The following is a 24062-nucleotide window of genomic DNA, read 5'->3' as shown; positions in this document are numbered from 1 at the left end:
CACCGGTCGGGGACCCGTGAGGGACGCGGTGACGCCGGGCTCCGGGCCGGGCGACGCGCGCGTGACGCTCGCCCCAATACCCGGGCCGAGCGCCCGCCGAACGTAGACTCGCCGCGTGGGAACCGCCGTCACCGATCCGCTCGTCGGCCGTCTGGTCGACGGCCGGTACGAGGTCGTCTCCCGGATCGCGCGCGGCGGCATGGCGACCGTCTACCTCGCGGTGGACCGACGGCTCGACCGTGACGTGGCGCTCAAGGTCATGCACCCCCACCTCGCGGAGGGCGGCTCCGGGGCGGACTTCGTCGCGCGGTTCCGGCGCGAGGCGCGAGCCGCCGCACGCCTCACCCACCCCGGCCTCGTCGCGGTGTACGACCAGGGCGTCGACGGCGAGACCAGCTACCTCACGATGGAGTACGTCGACGGGTCCAACCTGCGCCGACGCCTCGCGGAGCAGGGTGCGCTCACCGTCTCCGAGGCGCTGCGCATCACCGAGTCGGTGCTGGACGCGCTCGCCGCGGCGCACCGGGGCGACCTCGTCCACCGGGACATCAAGCCCGAGAACGTGCTGCTGGCCACGGACGGTCGCATCAAGCTCGCCGACTTCGGGCTGGCACGCGCCGTCACCGAGGTCACCTCGACCACCACGGGAACGGTCCTGGGCACGGTCGCGTACCTCGCGCCCGAGCTCGTCGTGCGCGGCGCGAGCGACGCCCGCACCGACGTCTACGCCTGCGGGATCCTGCTGTTCGAGATGCTCACGGGCCGCCAGCCCTTCGTCGGCGAGACGCCCATCCAGGTCGCCTACCAGCACGTCAACAGCGACGTGCCCGCACCGTCCGACGACCTCGAGTGGCTCCCCGTCGAGGTCGACGACCTGGTCCGCGCGCTCGCCGCACGCGATCCCGACGACCGGCCGGTCGACGCGGCCGCCGCGGTCGGCCTCCTGCGCCGCGCCCGCGGTGAGCTCGACGACGCCACGCTCTCGCGCCGCGCGGACGTCGCCCCGTCGATCGTGCTCCCCGCCGCGACGGACCCCGACGAGACGCCCCTGCCCGACGGCGCGGACGCGGTCCCCGGCGACGACGGCTCGACCGTCCGCATCGAGGACCTGCCGCGCGGCTCGACGGTCGCGCTCCCGATCGGGCTGGGCACCGGCGGCTCCGGACCTCGCGCGATCGCGCCGGCCGCCGCCGCGCCCGCTCCCGCTCGTCGACCGCGTCGCCGGCTGCTCGCCGCGGTGCTCGCCCTGCTCGTGGCGCTCGGGCTCGGGGGCGCGGGCTGGTGGTACGTGGTGGCCGGGCCCGGCGCCTACACGACCGTGCCCGAGATCGCGGGATCGAGCGCCGAGGCCGCGCGTGCCGCGCTCACCGCCGTCGGGCTCGAGTCCACGACCACCTCCGAGTTCTCGAGCGACGTCGCCAAGGGCCTCGTCGTCACGAGCGATCCCGCGCCGGGCGACAAGGTCCGCAAGGACGGGACGGTCGAGGTCACCCTCTCCAAGGGACCCGACTACGTGGACGTCCCGGACGGGGTCGTCGGCACGCTCCAGGCGGACGCCGAGGCCGCGCTCGTGGCGGCGGACCTCGAGGTCGAGTACGCCGACCCGGTCTACGACGACAAGGCGGGGCTGGGCGTCGTCGTCGCGGCCGAGCTCCCCGACGGCACCCCGGCGAAGGCCGGTGAGCGCACGATCCGGCACACCGTCGTGACGCTGACCACCTCCAAGGGTCCTGCGCCCGTGACCGTCACCTCCCAGGTCGGCGCCGCCGCCGACGCGGCCGCGAAGCAGCTCAAGGGCGACGGCCTCAAGGTCCGCACGACCGAGGAGTTCAGCTCCGACGTCAAGGCCGGCGTCGTGATCCGGCAGTCGCCCGAGGGCGGCACCCGGGGGCACCGGGGCGACACCGTGACGCTCGTCGTGTCGAAGGGACCCGAGCTGTTCAAGGTGCCGGACGTCATGCGCAACGGCATCGGGTCGGCGACGGACACGCTCAAGGCCGCCGGCTTCGAGGTCGAGGTCAGGCACGCCGCGACGTACTTCGGCCTCGGGTTCGTGGTCGGTCAGGAGCCCGGGGGCGGGTCGATGCACCCCAAGGGCACGGTCGTCGTCCTCACGATCACCTGACGACGACGGAGGGTCGGACCGCCCGAGAGCGGACCCGACCCTCCGTCGCACGCGCGCAGCTCAGCGCACGTGGTCAGCGCACGTGTCAGGCCGAGCGCAGCAGCTCGCCCACCTGGAACGCCAGCTCCAGCGACTGCTGGTGGTTCAGACGCGGGTCCACGAGGGTCTCGTACCGCTCCGCGAGCCGCTCGTCGTCGATCTCGACCGAACCGCCGAGCACCTCGGTCACGTCGTCACCGGTGAGCTCGATGAGCAGGCCGCCGGGCACGGTGCCGAGCGCGCGGTGCACCTCGAAGAACCCCGCGACCTCGTCCATGACGTCCGTGAACCGGCGCGTCTTGTACCCGGTCGCGGACGTGATCCCGTTGCCGTGCATCGGGTCGCACACCCAGGTGACCGGGCGCCCGTCGGCCGCGACCTTCTCGACGAGGCCCGGCAGCAGGTCACGGACCTTACCCGCACCCATACGGGTCACGAACGTGATCCGGCCGGCCTCACCGGTCGGGTTGAGCTTGTCGAGCAGAGCGAGCGCGTCGTCCGCCGAGGCGGTCGGGCCGAGCTTCACACCGATCGGGTTCTGCAGGCGCGAGAAGAAGTCGACGTGCGCCCCGTCGAGCTGACGCGTGCGCTCGCCGATCCACACGAAGTGGGCCGAGCAGTCGTATGGCAGGCCCGTGCGCGAGTCGATCCGCGTGAGCGGCCGCTCGTAGTCGAGCAGCAGCCCCTCGTGGCTGGAGTAGAAGTCGACCGTGCGCAGCTGGTCGAAGTCGGCGCCGCACGCCGCCATGAACCGGATGGCGCGGTCGATCTCCGCGGCCAGCACCTCGTACCGCGCGTATGCGGGGGTCTTGGTGAAGCCGCGGTTCCACTCGTGCACCCGCAGGAGCGACGCGAAGCCGCCCGTCGTGAACGCACGGATGAGGTTCAGCGTCGCGGCGGACGTGTGGTACGCCTCGAGCAACCGCTGCGGGTCCGGCGTGCGCGCCTCGGGCGTGAAGTCGAACCCGTTGACGATGTCGCCGCGGAACGCCGGCAGCGTCACCCCGTCGCGTGTCTCCGTGTCCGACGAGCGCGGCTTGGCGTACTGGCCCGCCATGCGCCCGATCTTCACGACCGGCATGCTCGCGCCGTACGTCAGCACGACCGCCATCTGCAGGATCGTCTTGATCTTGTTGCGGATGTTGTCGGCGGTCGCCTCGGCGAACGTCTCGGCGCAGTCGCCCCCGACGAGGACGAACGCCTCACCCCGGCCCGCGGCCGCGAGCTGGGCGCGCAGCGCGTCGGCCTCGCCCGCGAACACGAGCGGCGGGAGCGACGCGAGCTTGTCGGTCGCGCGCGTCAGCGCGTCCGCGTCGGGCCAGACCGGTTGCTGCACGACGGGCAGTGAGCGCCACGCGTCGAGCCCCTCGACGACCGTGGGGTCGGGGGTGACGCTCACTCGTGACTCGCCGGGACCAGGGGCTGGCCGATGTCCGCCAGCAGCTCACCGAACCAGGGCTGCGACACGTCGAACGCCTTGCCGCCCGCGATGCGCGGGAACTCGATCGCGCGCAGCACGTCGCCGCGCTCCTCGTCGTGCCCGATCACACCGGCCTCGCCGCGCAGGGCGCACTCGACCGCGAGGTCCGTCATCGACTTGATGAGGCGCAGGTCCTCGGCGTTCGCCGCAGCGGCGCGCGAGTAGTAGCCCGACTTCTGGACCATGACCTTCTCGGCGCCGAGCTTCTCCGCGAACTGCTTCGCGAACCACTGGCCCGGGTTGATCGTGTCGAGCTTGACGTGGCCGAACGGGTCCCGCTCCGGGGGCGTGCCCGCGGCCGTGAGCTGCTCGACGATCTCGTGCATGCCCGCACCCTCCGACAGGAAGATGTTGACGTTGCCCTGCGTGTCCATGACGGCCTTGAGGCGCTCCGCCTCGGCGTCGATGTCGATCGCGAGCTCGGGCACGAAGACGGCGTGGACGTCCCAGCGCTCACGCGTCAGGCCGATGCCGGGGACCCACTGCTGCTGGTCGAGCCACTTGCGGTACTCGACCGCGGCGGCCGCGGTCAGCCAGCCGCAGTGCCGGCCCATGACCTCGTGCACGATGAGCATGCGGGGGCCGCTGCGGTGCTCGCCGATGATGTTCGCCGCGAAGCCCGCGGCCTCCTCGGCGGCGGTCCAGGCGCCCAGCGACTGACGGATCGGCACCACGTCGTTGTCGATCGTCTTGGGCAGGCCCACGACGGTCAGGCCGTAGCCGTTGTCCGCGAGGTAGGCGGCGAGGTCCGCCGCGGTCGTGTTGGTGTCGTCGCCACCGATCGTGTGGAGCACGTCGACGCCGTCCGCCTTGAGCTGCTCGGCCGCGACCTGCAGCGGGTCCTGGCCCTCGGCGACGAGGCCGCGCTTGACGCAGTCCTTCGCGTTCGTCAGCTTGACGCGCGAGTTGCCGATCGGCGAGCCACCGAAGCGGTGCAGGATGCCGGCGTTCTTGCGGGTCTCGGCGTCGACGACGATCTTGTCGCCCCGCAGCAGCCCGTAGTACCCGTGCTCGTACGCGATGATCTCGACGTCGGGCGCGATCTCGGTGTAGCGCTCGATGAGCCCACCGACGGCGGACGAGAGGCACGGGGCGAAGCCACCCGCGGTGAGGAGGGCGACGCGACGGACCGACATGACAGGCACCTTCCGTTGAGCTGCAGGACGACCCTGCGGGAACGCCGCGACCCTAGGCCGCGGCCGCACGGCGCGACCGGGACCTTCTACGGGGGACGGCGGGACTATCGGCTGTACTCGGGGCCGGGCTCGCGGGCACGTCCCGCGGCTCGACGACGACCGTGCACGACGGACGTCCGGCTCATCCTACTGACGGCTCGCCCTCGTCCTTCGGGGGGACCGGAACCTGGACGTCGGGCGCGGGGCGACCGCCCGGGGCCGCGGTGCGCGGCTCGGTGTCCGCGGGCTGCGCGTCGGCCACGCCGGCCGCGATGCGCGCCTTCTGCGTGGCCGCGTACACGTCGACGTACTCCTGCCCGGACAGGCTCATGATCGCGTACATGATCTCGTCGGTGACCGACCGCAGGATGAAGCGGTCGTTCTCCATGCCCTTGTAGCGCGAGAAGTCGAGCGGCTCGCCCACGACCATGCCGATGCGCATGATCTTGGGGATCGTGCGCCCGAGCGGCTGCGCGACGTTCGTGCCGATCATGGCGACGGGGATGACCGGCGCCCCCGACTCGAGCGCGAGGCGCGCGACGCCCGTCTTGCCGCGGTACAGCCGGCCGTCGGGGCTGCGTGTGCCCTCCGGGTAGATCCCGAACAGGTCGCCCTCCTCGAGGCGGCGCAGGCCGGTGCGCAGGGCGGCCTCCGAGGCCTTGCCGCCACCGCGGTCCACGGGGATCGTCCCGACGCCGCGCATGAAGCCCGCGGTCAGCCGGCCTTTGACGCCGCGGCCCGAGAAGTACTCCTGCTTGCCGATGAACACGAGCTCGCGGTCCAGCATCAGCGGGAGGAAGAACGAGTCGATCACCGCGAGGTGGTTGCTCGCCAGGATCGCCGCGCCCTGGCTGGGGATGTTCTGCTCGCCCCGGATCCACGGCCGGTACACCAGGTGCAGCAACGGACCCACGAAGACCCGCTTCATCAACCAGTAGAACAAGGGTTCACCTTCCTGCACCGTCGGCGGCACCCGCCGCCGGACGACCCTCGGCCGCCCGTGCGGACCGCCAGGACCGCTGGACCGACTCTAGAGTGCTCTCATGGCTGCTCGCTCCGACCGACCCGACGAGCGACCCGACGAGCGACCCGACGAACATGCGGACGCGCGTCCCGACGGGACGCCCGCGCACCCCTCCGACGACGACGCGACGGGCCGCACCGCGGGGCCGGACCCGGACGCCCCCGTCGCCGACGACGACTGGGCGAGCATCGTCGCGCAGCTCGGCGACGTCGAGACCGCGGCGGAGAGCGCGGCCCGGGGCGGCCTCGACTTCCCGGTGGCACCGGGCGTCGACTCGCCGTTCGACGCCGCGCGTGTCGTCCGCCCCGCTGCGGGCCCAGACACGCCGCGCGACCCGCTCGCCTCCGCCAGCGGACGCGACTGGGACGGCACCTCGCAGTACGACGAGGCCGAGGACGACCTCGACTCGCAGGACGGCTTCGTCCCGCCCGACCCGGGCCCCGTGCTCGGCGGGGACCCGCTCCTCACGATGGCCTGGTTCGCGGCGGCCGGCATGCCCCTGCTCCTGCTCGTCATCCTCATCGCGTGGCGCGACGCCCCCGCCGCGCTCGCCCAGGCGGCGTGCATCGTGTTCGTCCTGGGCGTCGCGGTGCTGGTGTGGCGGATGCCGCAGCGCCGCGAGCGCCAGGACGACGACGGGGCGGTCGTCTAGCCGCCCCGGACCGGCGTCAGAGGCGGGCGAGGTCGGCCGCGCCGACGATGCCCGCGTCGTTGCCCATGGACGCGACGACGATGGTCGCCTCCGGACGGTGCCCGCGCGCCGAGAGCTGGTCCGCGAACCCCTTGCGTGCCGGCTCGAGGACGAGGTCCCCGGCCGCGGCCACGCCGCCGCCGATCACGATCATCGCGGGGTCGAGCAGCGCCGCGACGGACGCCGCGCCCTCCCCCACCCACCGGCCGAGCTCCGCGAGCAGGTGCACCGCGAGCTCGTCGCCCTCCTGCGCCGCCTGCGTCACGTGCGGGCCGACGATCTTCTCGGCCGAACCGCCGGCGAGCTCCAGGATGCGGGTCGCGCGGTCCGGGTGGGCGACCGCGGCCGCCTGCGCGTCGCGCACCAGCGCGCTGCCGGACGCGTACTGCTCCCAGCAGCCCTCGTGCCCGCAGCCGCAGTAGTGGCCGCCGGGCACGACCCGCATGTGGCCGACCTCGGCCGCGACACCCGCGAAGCCACGCACCAGCGCGCCGTTGGAGACCACCGCACCGCCGAGGCCCGTGCCGATCGTCAGGGTCAGCATGTCGTCCACGTCGCGCGCCGCGCCGAACCGGAACTCGGCCCAGCCCGCGGCGTTCGCGTCGTTCTCGACGACGATCTCGACCTTGTCCTCGACGAGCGCGGCGATCCGGTCCCGCAGCGGGTAGTCACGCCACGCGATGTTCGGCGCGAACAGCACACCCGAGCGGTCCGCCGCGACGAAGCCCGCAGCGGCGAGACCGATCGCGCCGACCTTGTGCTCGACCGCGAGCTCGGCGTACGCGTCCGCGATCGCCGCGTCGATGCTCGCGACGTCGTCGGGCTCGGTGTCACGTCGCGTCTGCGCCAGGATCCGACCCTCGTCGTCGACCACACCGACGGCGATCTTCGTCCCGCCGATGTCCACCCCGATGGCGTGCATGCGTCTCGTGCTCCCGATGAGTGTGTGCTGCGGCCACGGCAGGAGCCGTGGTCGGTGGTGTGCGGCCGCGTGCTGCGAGGCCTCGGCGGACGCGTTGACGGCGCATCCCCGGCGCCCCCACGCTAGCGCCAACCCGCGGGGGGTCGTGCGTGAGTCCGTCCGGGCGACCTCGTGAGGCTAACGCGCGCCGGAGGCCGACCACCTGGACGGACGTCCCGTATCCTCGTCGGACCCGTCGCCACTGCCAATGGAGCCAGAATGGTCGAGTTCAGCACACCTCTGCTCGTCGAGATCGCGCCTGACCGCAACCTCAACGACCTGTTCGCCGAGCGCCTCGCCGCGGACCCGGACGGCGTCGTCGTCGAGCACAAGACGGAGCAGAGCGGCCCCTGGATCCCGATCACCGCACGCGAGCTCGACGCCGAGATCGTGGCCGTCGCGAAGGGCCTGGTCGCCAAGGGCGTCGAACCGGGCGACCGCGTCGGCATCATGTCGCGCACCCGCTACGAGTGGACGCTGCTCGACTGGGCGATCTGGGCGGCCGGCGCCATCCCGGTGCCGATCTACGAGACGTCGTCGGCCGAGCAGGTGTCCTGGATCCTCACGGACGCCGACGTCAGCGTGCTCGTCGTCGAGAACGAGGCGAACGCGGCGACGGTCGACGAGGTCCGCGCCGAGGCGCCCGGGCTCCGCGAGGTGCTGACGATCGACGCGGGCGCGATCGAGACGCTGGTCGCCGCGGGTGCCCAGGTCGCCGACGACGAGGTCGCGCGCCGCCGGTCGTCCGCCGAGCTGTCGAGCGTCGCGACCGTGATCTACACCTCGGGCACGACCGGTCGCCCCAAGGGCGTCGAGCTGACGCACGGCAACTTCTACGAGCTCACCGTCAACGCGGTCGAGGGGCTCAAAGAGGTCGTCTCCGACCCGGGCGCGCGCACGCTGCTGTTCCTCCCCATGGCGCACGTGTTCGCGCGGTTCATCCACGTGCTGTGCATCCCCGCGGGCGCGGTGCTCGGCCACTCGTCCGACACGCGCACGCTGCTCGAGGACCTCGGCAGCTTCCGGCCGACGTTCGTGCTCGCGGTCCCCCGCGTGTTCGAGAAGGTCTACAACGGCGCCGAGCAGAAGGCCGCCGCGGGCGGCAAGGCCGCGATCTTCCAGCGCGCCGCCAAGACCTCGATCGTCTACTCGCGTGCGCTCGACGACCCCAAGGGCCCCAGCCCGTGGCTGCGCCTGCAGCACAAGGTCGCCGACGTGCTCGTCCTGCACAAGATCCGGGCGCTGCTCGGCGGGCAGGCACGGTGGGCGATCTCGGGGGGCGCCCCGCTCGGCGAGCGGCTCGGGCACTTCTACCGGGGCGTGGGGCTCAACGTCCTCGAGGGCTACGGCCTCACCGAGACGACCGCGCCCGCCACGGTCAACCTGCCCTCCCGGACGAAGATCGGGACCGTCGGCGTGCCGCTGCCCGGCACGTCCGTGCGCATCGCCGACGACGGCGAGGTCGAGGTCAAGGGCATCCAGGTGTTCCGCGCCTACCACGCCAACGAGGCGGCGACCACGGAGTCCCTCTCGGACGGCTGGTTCCGCACCGGCGGCCTCGGCTCGCTCGACGACGAGGGCTTCCTGGCCATCACGGGCCGCAAGAAGGAGATCATCGTGACCGCCGGCGGCAAGAACGTCGCGCCCGCGGTGCTCGAGGACCGGCTGCGTGGGCACCCGCTGATCAGCCAGGTCGTCGTCGTGGGCGACCAGCGCGCCTACATCGGGGCGCTCGTCACGCTCGACCCCGAGGGCGTCCCCGGCTGGCTGACCGCGCACGGCAAGCCCGCCCTCACGCTCGAGGAGGCCGCGCAGGACCCCGACGTCCTCGCCTCGATCGACAAGGCCGTCGCACGCGCGAACAAGGCCGTCTCGCGTGCCGAGTCGATCCGCCGCTACCGCATCCTCGACACCGACCTCACCATCGCGAACGGGTACCTCACGCCGAAGCTCAGCGTGAAGCGCGCGGTCGTCCTCAAGGACTTCGCGGCGGACGTCGAGGCGCTGTACGACCCGACGACCGGCGGGCACGACGTCGGCTGACCGCGCCGCGCGTCGGGTGCACTGACGACGGGCGGGCGGCGAGGTCCCACGGATCTCCCGCCCGCCCGTCGTCGTCGCGACCGTCGTCGTCGCAACCCTCGTCGTCGCACCCGTCGTCCTGCCTCGCGCGTCAGCCGCCCTCGGCCATGCGCAGCGGCGGCACCAGCCGCAGGTCGGACAACGTGCCCAGGGCCGCCCGCTCCGCCTCGTCGAGCTCGAACGCCGGCGGGCCGACCCGCGCGGCCGCGTCCCCACCGCCGGTGCGCTCGGCGCCGCGCCGGCGGGGCACCTCGAGGACGAACGTGACGACGCAGTCGGCGCAGGCGGCCGGGCGGGCGGTGCACCCCTCGCAGTCGATGATCATGAGCCGGACGCTAGGGCCGACCTCCGACACGCCCGGGACACGCCTGGCGCCCGCGCGTGGCGCCGGTCGCTCAGGCGTGCCGCAGCCGTGCGACGAGCGTGGCCGACGGCACCACGTACGCACCCCGCGCCTCGACGTCGCGCGCCACCTCCTGGTCGCTCGTGACGACGACCACCACACGTCCGGTCGGCTCGGCCTGCACCAGCCGACGGATGAGGTCGTCGGCGATCTCCCCCACCGAGAACCGCACCCGCACGCCGTGGGCGAGCGTGCCCGGTGCGAGCGGCGTCGGGCGACCGTCGAAGCAGCACGTGACCTCCGCCCCGGTGCGCGTCGCGAGGCCCGCGAGGCCGTCGACGAGCATGCGTCGCTGCCGCTCCAGCGTGAGCTCGGCGTACCCCGTCTTCGTGACGTTGTAACCATCCACGACGAGGTGCGCGCGCGGCTGCCGCAGCAGCTCGTCGAGCAGCCCGGGGTCGTCGACGTGCCGCCCGCGCGACCCCAGCCGCGCGGGGGCAGCCTCCTGCGCCGGTGCGACGAGGTCCGCGGGCAGCTCGCTCGCCGGTGGGAGCGCCAGCTCGGTGCGCAACCCGCTCGCCGCGTCGACGATCGTGTCCAGCAGCAGCCGCACGCGCGCGTCGGCGAGCTTGCGGGCCACCCGCAGCTCGGCGCGCGCCGCGGTCCGCTCCGCGTCGGCCGCTCGTCGCTCGTCACCCGCCACCTCGAGCGCGGTCGCCGCCTCGTCACGCGCGGCACGGGCCTGCGCGAGCTCCTCGGCGGCCTGCTCGAGCGCGCGACGTCCCTCCGCACGCGCGCGGTCGGCGTCCGAGCGGAGCCTGCGCGCCTGCTTGCGCAGCGTGGCCAGCTCCTCGAGTGCGGCGTCGCGCTCGGCACGCACGCGTTCGAGCTCGTCCCGGGCGCGCGCGGCCGCGTCGGGCGGCGTGGCGGGGCCGGTGCGGTGCGGTGCGGTCGCGGTGGACGGCAGCAGCGCGCGCCAGTCGGCGCCCAGCAGCCACGCCCCGGCCGCGGCAGCGAGGGACGGCGCAGGGGCCGCGACGGGCGGCCCCTGCGGCTCACGGTCCTGCTCACGGTCGGGCTCGTGCTCCGGCTGGTCGCCGGGCTCGTCGTCGGGCTCGTGTTCCGGCTGGTCGCCGGGCTCGTCGTCCGGCTCGTGGGGTCTCGCGGGCGCGCCCAGCGCGGCCGCGAGGTCCGGGTGCTCACCCGCCCACGTGCGCGCGGCGCGCGAGCGGAAGTGCTCGTCGTCCAGCGCGGACCACAACGGGACGGCACCCGCGGACGCGCGCTTCGCCGGGGCGAACGCCGCGACGCGCCGCAGCGACGCCGGGACCGCGGTCGGGTCGTACCCCGCGAGCGTGCGGGCGGCGACCGCGACGAGCTCGGCCCGCAGCGACGCCGGGACCTGCGCGTCGACCACCATGGCGTCACCCTAGGCCGCTCCGCGGGGGCACGCGCGCAGTCCGCGGGCGCGTCGGGGGGAGCCGACCGGGACGCGACACGCGACGCACGCCCGGCGGGGCGTGTCGGAGCGCGGGGGTACGGTCCGGGACATGCGCTCGAGCCTGCACCGCCTGCGACCCGTCTGGGTCGGGGACCCGGTGCCGGGACCCGGTGCGACGCCGGGCGCGGGCGGGCCGGCGCCCGTGCAGCTCGCGCTCGACGAGATCGGCACGCCGCTCTCCGAGGTGACGTTCGTGGTCGTCGACCTCGAGACGACGGGCGGCACGCCCGCGGAGTGCGGCATCACGGAGATCGGTGCGGTCAAGGTGCGCGGCGGCGAGGTGCTCGGCGAGTTCCAGACCCTGGTGGACCCCGGCGGCCCCGTGCCCCCGTTCATCCAGGTCCTCACCGGCATCACGTCGTCGATGCTCGTCGGAGCCCCGCCCGTCGAGGAGGTCCTGCCCTCGTTCCTGGAGTTCGCCCGCGGCAGCGTCCTCGTCGCGCACAACGCGCCGTTCGACGTCGGGTTCCTGCGGGCCGCGGCCGCGCGCACGGGGCATCCGTGGCCCGGCTACCGGGTCGTCGACACGGTGCGCCTCGCGCGCCGCGTCGTGACCCGCGACGAGGCCCCCAACCACAAGCTCGGGACGCTCGCCGCACTGTTCGGCGCGCGGGTGACGCCGAACCACCGCGCGCTCGAGGACGCGCGCGCGACGGTCGACGTGCTCCACGCGCTGCTCGGACGCCTCGGCCCGCTGGGCGTCACGCACCTCGAGGATCTCGCGACCGCGACCGACCCGGTCCCCCAGGAGGTCCGGCGCAAGCGCACGCTCGCCGACGGGCTGCCCGACGCGCCCGGTGTCTACCTGTTCCGCGGCCCGAACGAGGAGGTCCTGTACGTCGGGACCTCGACGACGTCGTTGCGCACGCGCGTGCGCTCGTACTTCACGTCGTCGGAGAAGCGTGGTCGCATCCAGGAGATGGTGCGCATCGCCGAGCGCGTCGACCCCGTGGTCTGCGCGACGCCGCTGGAGGCGCGCGTGCGCGAGCTCCGGCTCATCGCCGAGCACTCGCCGCGCTACAACCGTCGCTCGCGGTTCCCCGAGCGGATGCCGTGGGTCCGGCTGACGAGCGAGCCGTACCCCCGCCTGTCCGTGGTGCGCGAGGTGCGCGACGAGCCGGGCGCCGCCTACATCGGCCCGTTCGGCTCGCAGTCGTCCGCGCAGCTCGCGCTCGAGGCGCTGCACGAGTCCTTCCCGGTGCGGCAGTGCACGCGCCGCCTGCCGCTCGTCGCCACCCCCGGCGCGTCCGCGTGCGCGCTCGCCGACATGGGCCGGTGCGGTGCGCCCTGCGTCGGCGGGCAGGACGCCACCGGGTACGCGGCGGTCACCGACCGGGTGCGCTCCGCCATGCTGGGCGACCCCGCGCCCGTCGTCGGGGCGCACGCCGAGCGGATCGACGCGCTCGTCGCGCAGCAGCGCTACGAGGAGGCCGCCACCGTGCGCGACCGGCTGGGCGCGTTCCTGCGCGGTGCCGCTCGCGCGCAGCGGGTCGGCCCCGTCGCGCGGTGTGCCGAGGTGGTCGCGGCGCGCCGCAGCGACGACGGGGGCTGGGAGATCGTCCTGGTCCGCCACGGCCGGCTCGCCGCGACGGCCCGCGTCGACCGCGCCACGGACCCGCGGCCCACCATCGCGACGCTGCGCGCCACCGCCGAGCACGTCCCGGTACCTGTGCCCCCGGCGGCAGCCGCGCACCCCGAGGAGGCAGACCTCGTGCTCGACTGGCTCGAGCGTCCGGGCGTCCGCATCGTCGACGTCGTGGGCGTCTGGGCGCTCCCGGTGCGCACAGCGCTCGGTGACGTCGAGCCGGCGGCCGCGATCGCCGCGCACGCCGCCGCGGTCGCGGGCCACGACGTGGCGAGCGCCGAGGTCGCTCTGCGGCCCTCCGCCGACGGCACGACGCCCGTGGACCTCGCACGCGCGGTGGCCGACGCGCCGGGCGTGATGCCGCGCACGGCCTGACCGGTGCGCGGCATGATGGCGCCATGCTGACCGCCATCGTCCTCATCGAGACCGACGCCGCCCGGATCCCCGAGGTCGCCTCGCAGATCGCCGACATCCGCGGCGTCAGCGAGGTCTACTCGGTGACCGGCGAGGTGGACCTCATCGCCCTCGTCCGCGTGCGCGAGCACGACGACCTCGCCGACGTCATCGCCGACAGGGTGAGCAAGGTCGAGGGTGTGCTGCGCACGCAGACCTACATCGCGTTCCGCACCTACAGCCAGCACGACCTCGACCAGGCGTTCGCGCTGGGGCTCGAGGACTGACGTCGCCCGGCGCTCCCCGGCCGCGTCTGCCGCGAGATCAGGCGCTCGCGCGCCGCCAGCGCTCCAGCGACTCGCGCGCGGCCCCCGAGTCGACGGACGCGCGTGCGTGCTCCACGCCCGCGGCCAGACGCTCGAGGAGCGTGCCCTCGCCCGTCCCGGGCAGCGTGCCGTCCGCGACGAGCGCGGCCGCCGCGTTGAGCAGCACGGTCTCGCGCACCGGTCCCGGCGCGCCGTCGAGCAGTGCCCGGGCGACGCCGGCGTTGTAGCCCGCGTCGGCGCCGCGCAGCTCCGCCAGCTCGACGCGCGCGACCCCGAGGTCAGCCCAGTCGACGACGTGCTCGACAACCTCACCGTCGGACACGTGCCAGATGCGGGTCGGGGCCGTCGGGGCGATCTCGTCGAGGCCGTCCTCGCCGCGGAACACGAGCGCGCTGACGCCGCGGCGCGCGAGCACGCCCGCGATGAGCGGCCCCATCCGCCCGTCCCCGACGCCGATCGCGGCCGCCGGTGGCTGCGCCGGGTTCGTCAGCGGACCGAGGAAGTTGAAAGCCGTGGCGATGCCCAGACCGGCGCGCGCCACGGCGGTGTGCCGGAAGGACGGGTGGAACACCTGCGCGAAGCAGAACGTGATGCCCGCCTCGGCCGCGATCTGCGCGACGCGCTCGGGCGTGTGGTCCAGGCGGATCCCGAGCTGCTCGAGGACGTCCGCGGAGCCCGACGAGGACGACGCGGCCCGGTTGCCGTGCTTGACGACGCGCAGCCCCGTGCCCGCGATGGCGAGGGACGCCATCGTCGAGATGTTGACGGTGTGCGCGCGGTCGCCGCCCGTGCCGACGATGTCGACCGTCCGGCCGGGCACCTCGATGCGGTGGGCGTGCGCGAGCATGGTCTCGGCGAGCCCGGTGAGCTCGTCGACGGTCTCACCCTTGGCCCGCAGGCCCACGAGGAACCCCGCGATCTGCACCGGCGACGCCTCGCCGCGCATGATCTCGTCCATCGCCCATGACGCCTGCTGCGCGGTGAGGTCCTGACCGGCGACGAGACCCGTCAGGAGGTCCGGCCACGTGGCGGCGGGGCTCATCCGGCGACGGCCTGCGCGGCGAGCAGCTCGACGACCGTGCGGTGCAGCTCCAGCGGGTCGAGGGGCCGGCTGACGGTCGCGTCGGCGTTCGACCACGACGCGAGCCACGCGTCCTGCGGGCGGCCGGTCAGCACCAGCACCGGAGGGCAGCGGTAGACCTCCTCCTTCAGCTGGCGACCCAGACCCATGCCGCCGAGCTTGTCGGCCTCGCCGTCGAGCACGAGCAGGTCGACGCCGCCGGCCTCGGTCGCGGCGACGACCGCCGCGGGGGTCGCGGTCTCGACCCAGTCGATAGCAGGGGCCCCGTGCTGCAGGCGCGGACCGAGCGCGAGCCGCACCTGGGCGCGCACGTCCACGTCGTCGCTGTAGAGGACGATCCGCGGTCCGGGGGTCGCGGCGGCCTGGTCCTGGGCGGTGCTCATGGTGCTTCCTCACTCGTCGTCGACGTGCGTCGAACGCATCTTGGCACGGCGTGACGCGGGACACGACGACCCCGGCGGGGCGGCGGGCGCCCGGACCGGCCCGCAGGTCCTCGCGAGACCCCGTCGCCGCCTGTTCACCGGGTCCGCACGGGACGCGCGCAGCGGCTCCACCGGACGGACGCACGGCCCGACACGCCGGGAGTTCATGACGATGTGACATTTACCGCCCGCCGCGCCTGGGCCCAATGACCCATGCGGACGCCGCATCGGCCATAATGGCCAGCGTGTCGACCGCAACGGCTGCCCCTCGCTCTGCCCCCCACGTGAGCGTCAACCGACCGAACCCCGTCTCGGTCGGCACGATCGTGTGGCTCGCCAGCGAGCTCATGTTCTTCGCCGGACTCTTCGCCATGTACTTCACCGTGCGCGCTGCCGTGCCCGAGGAGTTCGCGGAGCAGACCGCCAAGCTCAACCTCACCTTCGCGGCGATCAACACGACCGTCCTGGTGCTGTCGTCGGTGACGTGCCAGATGGGCGTGTGGGCCGCCGAGCGCTTCCAGCCCGTGCGGAGCGGCTCGCTCCTGCAGGTCAACCGCTGGGGCATGAACGAGTGGATGACGCTCACGTACCTCATGGGCGCCTTCTTCATCGGCGGCCAGGTCTTCGAGTACGCCGAGCTGGTGCACGAGGGCCTGACGATCTCGTCCAGCGCCTACGGCTCCGTGTTCTACCTGACGACCGGCTTCCACGGCCTGCACGTCGTGGGCGGCCTCATCGCCTTCCTGTTCCTGCTCGGCCGCTCGTTCTCGGCCAAGCGGTTCGGGCACCACGAGGCGACGACGGCGATCGTGACCTCGTACTACTGGCACTTCGTCGACGTCGTCTGGATCGCGCTGTTCGCGGTCATCTACCTGCTGCGCTGACGCAGCACCGCCCCTGCCCCCTTACTTGCGAGACGAGGATCGATCCGTGAAGGCACTCGCAGCCCGCAGGCACGACCGGCGCGCACCGGCCTTGCTGCTCCTGCTGGCGCTGCTGCTGGTCGGTGCGGTGTACGCCGTGGTCGCCCCTTCGTCGGCCCAGGCCGCCACGAAGACCGCGACCGCTGACGACATCGCCGCCGGCGAGAAGCTGTTCCAGGCCAACTGCTCCACCTGCCACGGACCGTCCGCGGCCGGCACCGACAGCGCACCGTCGCTGATCGGCGTGGGCGCCGCCGCCGTCGACTTCCAGGTCGGCACCGGTCGCATGCCGATGCAGATGAGCGGCCCGCAGGCCCAGGCGAAGCCCGTGCAGTTCACGGACGAGCAGATCGCGCAGCTCGCGGCCTACGTCGCGTCGCTCGGCGCGGGCCCGTCCATCCCGACGTCCGAGATGGTCGACCCCGCGCTCGGCGACTCGGCGTCCGGCATGGCGCTCTTCCGCACCAACTGCGCGATGTGCCACAACGCCATCGGCGCGGGCGGCGCGCTCTCGCAGGGCAAGTTCGCCCCGAACCTGTGGGGCACGACGCCGACGCACCTGTACGAGGCGATGCTCACGGGTCCGCAGTCGATGCCGGTGTTCAACGACGCCAACCTCACGCCCGAGGAGAAGCGCGACATCATCGCGTTCATCGACGAGCAGGGCAACGGCTCCCCGGGCGGTCTCGACCTCGGCTCGCTCGGCCCCGTGAGCGAGGGCCTGTGGGCCTGGGTCGTCGGCCTCGGCCTGCTGCTGGGCCTCTCTGTCTGGATCGGAGCGAAGTCCTCGTGAGCACCCCCCACGACTCCCACCAGGAGCTCAGCGTCTCCGGCGGTCAGGCTCAGCCGCCCGCGCGGTTCGAGAACCCCGGGCTGCACGAGCACAAGCCGCGTCAGGCGGACGTGGACCCCCGGGTCACCAAGCGCGTCGAGCGTCAGGTCCTCCTGCTGCTCACGCTGTCGATCCTCGGCACGATCGCCGTGGTCTGGGCGTACTTCGCGCTCCCCCCGGGCGACACCGTGGGCTCGATGCGGCTGTCGAACCTCGTGCTGGGCGTCGGCCTCGCCGTGTGCCTCCTCGGCATCGGCATCGGTGGCAACTACTACATCAAGCTCCTCATGAGCAACCGCGAGTACGTCGAGGAGCGGCACGAGATCCGCTCGTCCGACGAGACCCGCGAGATCGCCGTCCAGATGCTCAAGGACGGCGGCGAGGACTCCGGCCTGACGCGTCGCGGCGCGATCATCGGCGCAGGCGTCACCGCGCTCGCCCTGTTCCCGCTGTCCCTCCTCGTCCCGCTGATCGGCAACGTCGGCGAGGACTGGAACGTGCGCAAGTTCAAGCACACGATCTGGAAGAAGGGCACGCGCCTCGCGACCGACCCGACCGGCCGCCCGATCAAGGCGTCGGACGTGACGATCGGCGACGTCTGGCACGTCATCCCCGAGAGCCTCGAGGACCTGCACGAGGGCAAGCTCGACGAGAAGGCCAAGGCCGTCGTCCTGCTCGTGCGGCTCGACCCGCGCGACCTCAAGTCCGACCAGTCGCCCGAGGGCGAGACCTGGTCGCACGACGGCATCGTCGCCTACTCGAAGATCTGCACGCACGTCGGGTGCCCCGTGGCGCTGTACGAGCAGCAGACCCACCACCTGCTGTGCCCGTGCCACCAGTCGACGTTCGACGTGGCGGACAGCTGCAAGGTCGTCTTCGGCCCCGCGAAGCGTCCCCTGCCGCAGCTGCCGATCACCGTGGACGACGAGGGCTACCTCGTCGCGCAGGGCGACTTCGCCGAGCCCATCGGCCCGAGCTTCTGGGAGCGTGCGACCAAGTGAGCGACCTCAAGACGGCCCCGTCCCGCGGCGCGAAGGCCGCGGGCGCGACGGCGGACTACCTCGACCAGCGCACCGGCGTCGGCAACGCGGTCAAGTTCTTCGCGCGCAAGGTGTTCCCGGACCACTGGTCCTTCTTCCTCGGCGAGATCGCGCTCTACAGCTTCGTCACGCTGCTCATCTCGGGCGTGTTCCTGACGCTGTTCTTCGTGCCGAGCATGGCCGAGACGCACTACGAGGGCCCGTGGCCCTCGATGAACGGCGTGGAGATGTCCGAGGCGTTCTCCTCGACGCTGCGCCTGTCGTTCGAGGTCCGTGGCGGTCTGCTCATGCGGCAGATCCACCACTGGGCGGCGCTGATCTTCATGGCGTCGATCGTCGTCCACATGTTCCGTGTCTTCTTCACGGGCGCGTTCCGCAAGCCGCGTGAGATCAACTGGGTCGTCGGCTTCGTGCTGCTGATCCTGGGCCTCGCGGCCGGGTTCTCGGGCTACTCGCTCCCGGACGACGTCCTGTCCGGCAACGGCCTGCGCATCACCGACGGCGTCGTCAAGGCGATCCCGATCATCGGGTCCTACCTGTCGTACTTCATCTTCGGCGGCGAGTTCCCGGGGACCGACCTGATCCCCCGCCTGTTCACCGTGCACATCCTGCTGGTGCCGGGCCTGATCCTCGCCCTCATCGGCCTGCACCTGTTCCTCATGGTGATGCACAAGCACACCCAGTACCCGGGCTCGGGCCGCAGCAACACCAACGTGGTGGGCTACCCGGCACTCCCGGCGTACGCCGGCAAGCTGCTCTTCAACTTCTTCGTGGTGTTCGGCGTGATCGCCCTCATGGCGGGCACGATGTCGATCAACCCCGTGTGGAACTACGGGCCGTACGACCCGTCCCCCGTGTCCGCGGGCGCCCAGCCCGACTGGTACATGCTGTTCCTCGAAGGGTCCCTGCGACTGATGCCGGGCGGCACCGAGATCATGCTCGGCAGCTACACGCTGAGCCTGAACGTGATCATCCCGGCGATGATCGTGCCGGGCATCCTGTTCACGCTCCTGGGCGCGTACCCGTTCATCGAGGCGTTCGCGACCGGCGACAAGAGCGAGCACCACGTGCTGGACCGCCCGCGCAACCGCCCGTTCCGTACGGCGTTCGGTGTCTCGCTCCTCGTCGCGTTCGGCATCCTCGTGCTGGCGGGCTCGAACGACCTCATCGCGACCCACTTCCACATGTCGATCAACGACATCACGTGGGCGTTCCGGGTGCTGATCTTCGTCGGCCCGTGGCTCGCGTTCCTGATCACCAAGCGGATCTGCCTCGGCCTGCAGCGCAAGGACCGTGAGCTCGTGCTCCACGGTCACGAGACCGGTCGCATCGTCCGCTACGCGTCGGGTGAGTACATCGAGGTTCACAAGCCTCTCGACGCGCACGAGCGCTGGCTGCGGGTGCAGCACGAGGCCATCCGCCCGCTCGAGATCGAGCCGGCCGAGGACTCGCGCGGCGTGCGTCGCAAGGGCTACAAGGCGGACCGTCTGCGGCAGCGGCTCTCGCAGCTGTTCTACGAGGACCGGGTCGAGCCCGTCACACCTGCCGAGCTCGCCGCGGCCCACGCCGCGCACGGCCACCACGACGACCACGCCGTCGAGACCCCGCACGGGGTGCCCGCGCAGGTCGGCGCCGGGGCTCCAGCATCCGAGACGGCCGCCGACGAGCGGAATCACTGATCCCGGACCAGAGTTGACCGGGTCGGGCGGCTCGCCACTCCGGCGGGCCGCCCTACTCGTACCCAGCGGGAGCCACTCGCCCCCGCGCGACGCAGGAGAGGTACTCACGCATGGCTGACTACACGCTTCCGGACCTGCCGTACGACTACGCGGCGCTCGAGCCGCACATCTCCGGCCGGATCATGGAGCTGCACCACGACAAGCACCACGCCGCCTACGTCACCGGTGCCAACACGGCGCTCGAGAAGCTGGCCGAGGCTCGCGAGTCCGGTGACCTCGGTGCGGTCAACCTCCACGAGAAGAACCTCGCGTTCAACCTCGGTGGGCACGTGAACCACTCGGTCTTCTGGCAGAACCTCTCCCCCGAGGGCGGCGACAAGCCGACGGGCGAGCTCGCGGCAGCCATCGACGAGTTCTTCGGGTCCTTCGACGCCTTCCAGAAGCACTTCGCGGCCAACGCCGTGGGCATCCAGGGCTCCGGCTGGTCGATCCTCGGTTGGGACTCGATCGGGCAGAAGCTCGCGATCTTCCAGCTCTACGACCAGCAGAGCAACTTCCCGCTCGGCCTCGTCCCGATCGTGGTGCTCGACATGTGGGAGCACGCGTTCTACCTGGACTACGTCAACGTCAAGGCGGACTACGTCAAGGCGTGGTGGAACATCGTCAACTGGGCGGACGCCGCGTCGCGCTTCGAGCGCGCCCGCTCGCAGACCTCGGGCCTCATCGTCCCGGCCGTCTGACACCCTCCCGCCGAAGGCCGTCACGCCCTGCGTGGCGGCCTTCGGCATACCCGCACACCCCTGGCCGCGTCCGCAGCGGCGCGCAGACGCAACGACCCCGCGATTCCTCCGGGCAAGCGGCCGGTAAGCCGGAGCAACCACGGGGTCGGCACACGCCGCATCACGACCCCGCGGATCCTCGGGGTTACGGACCGCAGAGCCGGAGTAACCACGGGCTCGGCAGCACGCCGCGCGACGACCCCGCGGATCCTCCGGGTTGCGGACCGCTGAGCCGGAGCAACCACGGGGTCGGCAGCACTCCGCGCCGTGGCACCGCGGAATCGCAGGGCTCGACGGAGAGACGACGAGGCCCGGCCGGCTGTGCCGGTCGGGCCTCGTGCGTTGTGGTGTGCTGTCAGTGCACGTGGCTGGAGGTCAGTGCGCGTGCTGTCCGCGGGAGAACTCGAACACCCAGCCGACGAGCCCGACCACGCCGACCGCGACCCCGATGAAGACGAGCCACCAGCCGACCGCGAGGCCGAGGAACACGATCGCCGACGCCGCGCCGATCGCGAGCGGCCACCACGACCACGGCGCATAGACGCCCTGGTCGCCGGCGCCCTGCTCGATCTCGCCGTGCTCGTCGTCCTCGGGGCGCGGGTCGATGCGGCGGGCGAGGAGCGCGAAGTACGCGCCGATCATGCCCACGAGGCCACCGACGAGCGGGATGGCGACGGTACCGACCGGCTCACCGTCGCTCCACAGCGCGTAGACGAGCCCGACCGGGACGAAGAACGCGATCCCGTAGCCGAAGAGCTTGGCCTCGAGCTTCACTTCGTCCCCTCCTCGTTCGGGTTGGTGCGCGGCTCGTCGACGATCTCGGTCGTGGACTGCTCGGGCTCACCGGTGCCGTTGGCGACACGCTCGGCGGCCGTGCTGGTCTCACCGGTGCGCTGGGCCTCCCAGTCGAGCGGACCCGGGTCGGGCTCGACGAAGTCCATCGCGGCGACCTCGGGGTGGTGCAGGTCGAACGCGGGGCGCTCCGAGCGGATGCGCGGCAGCGAGGTGAAGTTGTGCCGCGGCGGCGGGCAGGACGTGGCCCACTCGAGCGAGGCGCCGAAGCCCCACGGGTCGTCGACGGTCACCTTCGGCGCGTTGCGCGCGGTGGTGTAGACGTTCCAGAAGAACGGCAGCATCGAGGCGCCGAGGATCACCGCGCCGACGGTCGACAGCTGGTTCATCCACGTGAACCCGTCCGCCTCGGCGTAGTCCGCGTAACGACGCGGCATGCCGACGACGCCGAGCCAGTGCTGCACCAGGAACGTCGTGTGGAAGCCGATGAACAGCGTCCAGAAGTGGATCTTGCCCAGGCGCTCGTCGAGCATCTTCCCGGTGAACTTGGGCCACCAGAAGTAGAAGCCCGCGAACATCGCGAACACGACGGTCCCGAACACCACGTAGTGGAAGTGCGCGACCACGAAGTACGTGTCGGACAGGTGGAAGTCGAGCGCCGGGCTGGACAGGATGATGCCCGTCAGACCGCCGAACAGGAACGTCACGAGGAAGCCGATGGTCCAGAGCATCGGGGTCTCGAACGTGAGCTTCCCGCGCCACATCGTGCCGATCCAGTTGAAGAACTTCACGCCGGTCGGCACCGCGATCAGCATCGTCATGAACGCGAAGAACGGCAGCAGGACCGACCCGGTCACGTACATGTGGTGGGCCCACACGGTGACGGACAGCGCGGCGATCGCGATGGTCGCGTAGACGAGGCCCTTGTAGCCGAAGATCGGCTTGCGGCTGAACACCGGCAGGATCTCGGTGACGATGCCGAAGAACGGCAGGGCGATGATGTAGACCTCGGGGTGCCCGAAGAACCAGAACAGGTGCTGCCAGAGCAGCGCGCCGCCGTTGTCCGGGTTGAAGACCTGCGCGCCGAGGCGGCGGTCGGCGCCCAGCGCGAACAGCGCGGCGGCCAGCGGCGGGAACGCCATGAGCACGAGCAGCGACGTCACGAGGGTGTTCCACGTGAAGATCGGCATCCGGAACATCGTCATGCCGGGCGCGCGCATCGTGACGATCGTGGTGATGAAGTTGACCGCACCGAGGATGGTGCCGAAGCCACCGAGCGCGAGGCCGAACACCCACAGGTCACCGCCGAGCCCCGGCGAGTACACGGTGTTGGACAGCGGCGCGTAGGCGAACCAGCCGAACGAGGCGGCGCCCTGCGGCGTGAGGAAGCCGGCGGCGGCGATGAGCCCGCCGAAGAAGAACAGCCAGAACGCGAACATGTTCAGGCGCGGGAACGCCACGTCGGGCGCGCCGATCTGCAGCGGCATGATGACGTTCGCGAAGCCCGCGAACAGGGGCGTCGCGAACAGCAGCAGCATGATCGTGCCGTGCATCGTGAACGCCTGGTTGTACTGCTCCTTGGACTGGAACAGGTCCATTCCCGGCGTGAAGAGCTCGGCGCGGATCAGCAGCGCCAGCAGGCCTCCGACGATGAACCACACGAAGCTCGTGATCAGGTACATGTACCCGATCGTCTTGTGGTCGGTGGAGGTGACCCACTTGACCACGGTGCGACCGAGACCCTGGCGCGACGGCGCCAGGCCCGGGATGTTCTCCACGACCGCGGCCATCAGTTCTCGTCCTCCTGCGTCGCGCTGTTCAGGTCCTGCTTGCGGCTGTACTCGAGCCCGAGCGCACCGGTCTGCCCCTTGGCACGGAGCTCGTCGATGTGCGCGTCGTACTCCTCGCGCGAGACGACCTTGACGTTGAAGAGCATCGAGGAGTGCTCCTCGCCGCAGAGCTCGGCGCACTTGCCGCGGTAGAGCCCCTCCTGCTGAGGCGTGACCTGGAAGTGGTTGGTCTTGCCCGGGATCATGTCCAGCTTGTAGAGGAACGCGGGGACCCAGAACGAGTGGATGACGTCGCGCGAGTCCAGCGTGAACTCGACGGACTCGCCGACGGGCAGGTAGAGCGTGATCTGGTCGTCGAGGACGCCCTCGGTCGTGCCGACGTTCTGGGCGTGCTGGCCCGTGTCGTACACGTCGTCGTCGAGGTAGTTGAAGTCCCAGCTCCACTGCTTGCCGATGGCCTGCACGTGCACGTCGGCCTCGCCGGACGTGTCGGTGATCTCGGTCATGTCGCGGTTCGTGAAGAAGAACAGCACGCCGACCATGACGATCGGGAGGATCACGTACATGATCTCGAGCGGCACGTGGTAGCGGAGCTGGACGGGCAGCACGTCGTCCGACTTGCGCTTGCGGTACACGGCGACGCACCAGAGCATCAGGCCCCACGTGATGAGGCCGACGACGAGCGCCGCGATCCACGAGCCGACCCACAGGTCGGTGATGCGGCCCGTCTGGTTCGTGACCTCGGCGTCAGAGCTGCCGGGCAGCCAGCCGCGCTCGACCTGCTCGGAGCATCCGCTCAGTGCGACAGCTGCGACGGCCGCGATGCCTGCCCACTTCAGGGCCGGGCGCCGCGTCCGGCGGGGGGTTTCCGGGTGCAACGGGGGACCTCTCGCTCGCGTCCCCGATCCGCGGCGCCCGCGAGGGCGTCACGCACCTGGGACCTTCGTCCTCGACTCGTGCAGCCTAGCGCGCGAACCGCCCTGCTGGTCGCTCGCGGCG

General features: G+C 72.2%; 21 protein-coding genes. 10 read left to right on the top strand and 11 right to left on the bottom strand.

Going from position 1 to position 24062, the window contains the following annotated elements; all coding sequences use genetic code 11:
• Window positions 1-115 precede the first annotated feature (115 nt).
• Window positions 116-2125, top strand: a complete 2010-nt coding sequence (gene pknB / locus CUD01_RS05635; RefSeq protein ID WP_094180209.1) for a Stk1 family PASTA domain-containing Ser/Thr kinase — start codon at window positions 116-118, stop codon at window positions 2123-2125.
• Between the two features lie 85 nt (window positions 2126-2210).
• On the opposite strand, the gene CUD01_RS05630 is transcribed toward pknB, so the two are convergent.
• From CUD01_RS05630 to CUD01_RS05620, 3 genes are all read right to left on the bottom strand, one after another.
• A complete protein-coding gene (locus CUD01_RS05630; protein WP_094180210.1) occupies window positions 2211-3563 on the bottom strand; it encodes a class II 3-deoxy-7-phosphoheptulonate synthase in 1353 nt (450 codons plus the stop codon).
• Window positions 3560-4780 carry a pyrophosphate--fructose-6-phosphate 1-phosphotransferase gene (locus CUD01_RS05625; RefSeq protein ID WP_141319399.1) on the bottom strand — a complete coding sequence of 407 codons (1221 nt, stop codon included), beginning with the start codon at window positions 4778-4780 and terminating at the stop codon, window positions 3560-3562. Before CUD01_RS05625 ends, CUD01_RS05630 begins: the two co-directional genes overlap by 4 nt.
• A gap of 181 nt (window positions 4781-4961) precedes the next feature.
• On the bottom strand, window positions 4962-5747 hold the full coding sequence (locus CUD01_RS05620; protein WP_141319432.1) for a lysophospholipid acyltransferase family protein: 786 nt from the start codon (window positions 5745-5747) through the stop codon (window positions 4962-4964).
• Between the two features lie 115 nt (window positions 5748-5862).
• On the opposite strand from CUD01_RS05620, the gene CUD01_RS05615 reads away from it, so the two are divergent.
• Window positions 5863-6495: a hypothetical protein gene (locus CUD01_RS05615; RefSeq protein ID WP_141319397.1), complete on the top strand. Its 633-nt coding sequence runs from the start codon at window positions 5863-5865 to the stop codon at window positions 6493-6495.
• Window positions 6496-6511: 16 nt separating this feature from the next.
• On the opposite strand, the gene CUD01_RS05610 is transcribed toward CUD01_RS05615, so the two are convergent.
• The gene (locus CUD01_RS05610) at window positions 6512-7456 is read right to left on the bottom strand and encodes an ROK family glucokinase (RefSeq protein ID WP_094180214.1); all 945 of its coding nucleotides are present in this window, start codon (window positions 7454-7456) and stop codon (window positions 6512-6514) included.
• Window positions 7457-7714: 258 nt separating this feature from the next.
• Here CUD01_RS05610 and CUD01_RS05605 point away from each other — a divergent pair, with 258 nt between their 5' ends.
• Window positions 7715-9538 (top strand): AMP-dependent synthetase/ligase, encoded by a 1824-nt coding sequence (locus CUD01_RS05605; RefSeq protein ID WP_141319395.1) that lies wholly within the window; start codon window positions 7715-7717, stop codon window positions 9536-9538.
• 130 nt (window positions 9539-9668) lie between these two features.
• Here CUD01_RS05605 and CUD01_RS05600 read toward each other — a convergent pair whose 3' ends face one another.
• The gene (locus CUD01_RS05600) at window positions 9669-9902 is read right to left on the bottom strand and encodes a hypothetical protein (RefSeq protein WP_094180216.1); all 234 of its coding nucleotides are present in this window, start codon (window positions 9900-9902) and stop codon (window positions 9669-9671) included.
• Between the two features lie 70 nt (window positions 9903-9972).
• The gene (locus CUD01_RS05595) at window positions 9973-11340 is read right to left on the bottom strand and encodes an NYN domain-containing protein (RefSeq protein WP_141319393.1); all 1368 of its coding nucleotides are present in this window, start codon (window positions 11338-11340) and stop codon (window positions 9973-9975) included.
• 130 nt (window positions 11341-11470) lie between these two features.
• On the opposite strand from CUD01_RS05595, the gene CUD01_RS05590 reads away from it, so the two are divergent.
• Both CUD01_RS05590 and CUD01_RS05585 read left to right on the top strand, forming a co-directional pair.
• Window positions 11471-13381: a DEDD exonuclease domain-containing protein gene (locus CUD01_RS05590; RefSeq protein WP_141319391.1), complete on the top strand. Its 1911-nt coding sequence runs from the start codon at window positions 11471-11473 to the stop codon at window positions 13379-13381.
• A 23-nt stretch (window positions 13382-13404) separates the two neighbouring features.
• Window positions 13405-13686, top strand: coding sequence for an Lrp/AsnC family transcriptional regulator (locus CUD01_RS05585; protein WP_094180219.1), 282 nt, complete (start codon window positions 13405-13407; stop codon window positions 13684-13686).
• A 37-nt stretch (window positions 13687-13723) separates the two neighbouring features.
• Here the strand turns inward: CUD01_RS05585 and trpD are convergent, their stop codons facing one another.
• Window positions 13724-14767, bottom strand: a complete 1044-nt coding sequence (gene trpD / locus CUD01_RS05580) for an anthranilate phosphoribosyltransferase (protein ID WP_141319389.1) — start codon at window positions 14765-14767, stop codon at window positions 13724-13726.
• A complete protein-coding gene (locus CUD01_RS05575) occupies window positions 14764-15189 on the bottom strand; it encodes a response regulator transcription factor (RefSeq protein ID WP_141319387.1) in 426 nt (141 codons plus the stop codon). The genes trpD and CUD01_RS05575 overlap by 4 nt, the downstream gene beginning before the upstream one ends.
• A 275-nt stretch (window positions 15190-15464) precedes the next feature.
• Here CUD01_RS05575 and ctaE point away from each other — a divergent pair, with 275 nt between their 5' ends.
• From ctaE to CUD01_RS05550, 5 genes are all read left to right on the top strand, one after another.
• Complete coding sequence (ctaE, locus tag CUD01_RS05570; RefSeq protein WP_094180222.1) at window positions 15465-16112, top strand: aa3-type cytochrome oxidase subunit III; 648 nt, start codon at window positions 15465-15467, stop codon at window positions 16110-16112.
• A 46-nt stretch (window positions 16113-16158) separates the two neighbouring features.
• Entirely contained in the window at window positions 16159-16944 is a 786-nt protein-coding gene (qcrC, locus tag CUD01_RS05565) for a cytochrome bc1 complex diheme cytochrome c subunit (protein WP_094180223.1), read from the top strand.
• Window positions 16941-17984 (top strand): cytochrome bc1 complex Rieske iron-sulfur subunit, encoded by a 1044-nt coding sequence (qcrA, locus tag CUD01_RS05560; protein ID WP_141319385.1) that lies wholly within the window; start codon window positions 16941-16943, stop codon window positions 17982-17984. Before qcrC ends, qcrA begins: the two co-directional genes overlap by 4 nt.
• Entirely contained in the window at window positions 17981-19702 is a 1722-nt protein-coding gene (qcrB, locus tag CUD01_RS05555) for a cytochrome bc1 complex cytochrome b subunit (RefSeq protein WP_094180225.1), read from the top strand. The genes qcrA and qcrB overlap by 4 nt, the downstream gene beginning before the upstream one ends.
• A 110-nt stretch (window positions 19703-19812) precedes the next feature.
• Window positions 19813-20442: a superoxide dismutase gene (locus CUD01_RS05550; RefSeq protein WP_141319383.1), complete on the top strand. Its 630-nt coding sequence runs from the start codon at window positions 19813-19815 to the stop codon at window positions 20440-20442.
• Window positions 20443-20856: 414 nt separating this feature from the next.
• On the opposite strand, the gene CUD01_RS05545 is transcribed toward CUD01_RS05550, so the two are convergent.
• From CUD01_RS05545 to ctaC, 3 genes are read right to left on the bottom strand one after another with little or no spacing between them, the layout of a single operon-like run.
• The gene (locus CUD01_RS05545) at window positions 20857-21255 is read right to left on the bottom strand and encodes a cytochrome c oxidase subunit 4 (protein WP_094180227.1); all 399 of its coding nucleotides are present in this window, start codon (window positions 21253-21255) and stop codon (window positions 20857-20859) included.
• A complete protein-coding gene (gene ctaD, locus CUD01_RS05540; protein ID WP_094180228.1) occupies window positions 21252-23063 on the bottom strand; it encodes an aa3-type cytochrome oxidase subunit I in 1812 nt (603 codons plus the stop codon). Before ctaD ends, CUD01_RS05545 begins: the two co-directional genes overlap by 4 nt.
• Complete coding sequence (gene ctaC / locus CUD01_RS05535; RefSeq protein ID WP_094180229.1) at window positions 23063-23941, bottom strand: aa3-type cytochrome oxidase subunit II; 879 nt, start codon at window positions 23939-23941, stop codon at window positions 23063-23065. Before ctaC ends, ctaD begins: the two co-directional genes overlap by 1 nt.
• Window positions 23942-24062 lie beyond the last annotated feature (121 nt).

This window comes from Cellulomonas uda, assembly GCF_006538705.1.
GTDB classification, from domain to species: Bacteria; Actinomycetota; Actinomycetes; order Actinomycetales; family Cellulomonadaceae; genus Cellulomonas; species Cellulomonas uda.
The sequence above is the reverse complement of the archived record's forward strand: the minus strand, read 5'-3'. Positions and strand labels throughout refer to the sequence as shown.

Bases quoted from the DNA above. Each gene is read 5' to 3' on its own strand.
- CUD01_RS05620 (WP_141319432.1), bottom strand. From the start codon at position 5,747: ATGAAGCGGGTCTTCGTGGGTCCGTTGCTGCACCTGGTGTACCGGCCG.
- CUD01_RS05625 (WP_141319399.1), bottom strand. From the start codon at position 4,780: ATGTCGGTCCGTCGCGTCGCCCTCCTCACCGCGGGTGGCTTCGCCCCG.
- CUD01_RS05605 (WP_141319395.1), top strand. From the start codon at position 7,715: ATGGTCGAGTTCAGCACACCTCTGCTCGTCGAGATCGCGCCTGACCGC.
- CUD01_RS05575 (WP_141319387.1), bottom strand. From the start codon at position 15,189: ATGAGCACCGCCCAGGACCAGGCCGCCGCGACCCCCGGACCGCGGATC.
- ctaE (WP_094180222.1), top strand. From the start codon at position 15,465: ATGGCCAGCGTGTCGACCGCAACGGCTGCCCCTCGCTCTGCCCCCCAC.
- CUD01_RS05595 (WP_141319393.1), bottom strand. From the start codon at position 11,340: ATGGTGGTCGACGCGCAGGTCCCGGCGTCGCTGCGGGCCGAGCTCGTC.
- CUD01_RS05590 (WP_141319391.1), top strand. From the start codon at position 11,471: ATGCGCTCGAGCCTGCACCGCCTGCGACCCGTCTGGGTCGGGGACCCG.
- CUD01_RS05615 (WP_141319397.1), top strand. From the start codon at position 5,863: ATGGCTGCTCGCTCCGACCGACCCGACGAGCGACCCGACGAGCGACCC.
- CUD01_RS05550 (WP_141319383.1), top strand. From the start codon at position 19,813: ATGGCTGACTACACGCTTCCGGACCTGCCGTACGACTACGCGGCGCTC.
- CUD01_RS05585 (WP_094180219.1), top strand. From the start codon at position 13,405: ATGCTGACCGCCATCGTCCTCATCGAGACCGACGCCGCCCGGATCCCC.
- CUD01_RS05600 (WP_094180216.1), bottom strand. From the start codon at position 9,902: ATGATCATCGACTGCGAGGGGTGCACCGCCCGCCCGGCCGCCTGCGCC.
- CUD01_RS05610 (WP_094180214.1), bottom strand. From the start codon at position 7,456: ATGCACGCCATCGGGGTGGACATCGGCGGGACGAAGATCGCCGTCGGT.
- trpD (WP_141319389.1), bottom strand. From the start codon at position 14,767: ATGAGCCCCGCCGCCACGTGGCCGGACCTCCTGACGGGTCTCGTCGCC.
- ctaD (WP_094180228.1), bottom strand. From the start codon at position 23,063: ATGGCCGCGGTCGTGGAGAACATCCCGGGCCTGGCGCCGTCGCGCCAG.